The 1,191-nt window shown below is 60.9% G+C and carries 1 protein-coding gene; it reads left to right on the top strand.

Annotated elements, in window-relative coordinates; genetic code table 11:
* Positions 1-2: 2 nt before the first annotated feature.
* On the top strand, positions 3-1,191 hold a 1,189-nt coding region (gene tuf, locus CF70_RS07625; protein ID WP_035862675.1), incomplete at its 3' end, for an elongation factor Tu.

Raw genomic sequence — 1,191 nt, 5'->3', positions numbered from 1 at the left:
AAATGGCAAAGGAAAAGTTCGAGCGGACTAAGCCGCACGTGAACGTTGGCACGATTGGTCACGTTGACCATGGCAAGACCACGCTGACGGCCGCGATTGCTACGGTGTTGGCAGCCAAGTTTGGCGGCGCCGCCAAGAAGTACGACGAAATCGACGCAGCACCGGAAGAAAAGGCACGCGGTATTACCATCAATACCGCCCACGTCGAGTACGAAACGGCTAACCGTCACTACGCACACGTTGACTGCCCGGGCCACGCTGACTATGTGAAGAACATGATCACGGGCGCAGCGCAGATGGACGGCGCGATCCTGGTGTGCTCGGCCGCTGACGGCCCCATGCCCCAGACCCGCGAACACATCCTGCTGGCCCGCCAGGTTGGCGTGCCTTACATCATCGTGTTCCTGAACAAGTGCGACATGGTCGACGACGCCGAGCTGCTCGAGCTGGTCGAAATGGAAGTGCGCGAGCTCTTGTCCAAGTACGAATTCCCCGGCGACGACACCCCGATCATCAAGGGTTCGGCCAAGCTGGCACTGGAAGGCGACAAGGGCGAACTGGGCGAAGTGGCGATCCTGGCCCTGGCCGACGCGCTGGACACCTACATCCCGACGCCGGAACGTGCCATCGACGGTACCTTCCTGATGCCGGTGGAAGACGTGTTCTCGATCTCGGGCCGTGGCACGGTTGTGACCGGTCGTATCGAGCGCGGCATCATCAAGGTCGGTGAAGAAATCGAAATCGTTGGTATCAAGCCGACGGTCAAGACCATCTGCACCGGCGTGGAAATGTTCCGCAAGCTGCTGGACCAAGGTCAAGCCGGCGACAACGTGGGTCTGCTGCTGCGCGGCACGAAGCGCGAAGACGTCGAGCGCGGCCAAGTGCTGTGCAAGCCGGGTTCGATCAAGCCGCACACGCACTTCACCGGCGAGGTCTACATCTTGTCGAAGGACGAAGGCGGCCGTCACACCCCGTTCTTCAACAACTACCGCCCGCAGTTCTACTTCCGTACGACCGACGTGACTGGCTCGATCGAGCTGCCGAAGGACAAGGAAATGGTCATGCCGGGTGACAACGTGTCGATCACGGTCAAGCTGATTGCCCCGATCGCCATGGAAGAAGGCCTGCGTTTCGCCATCCGTGAAGGCGGTCGTACCGTCGGCGCCGGCGTCGTGGCAAAGATCCTCGACT

The organism is Cupriavidus sp. SK-3 (genome assembly GCF_000611145.1).
Taxonomy (GTDB): domain Bacteria; phylum Pseudomonadota; class Gammaproteobacteria; order Burkholderiales; family Burkholderiaceae; genus Cupriavidus.
This window is presented reverse-complemented; position numbering and strand designations above follow the sequence as displayed.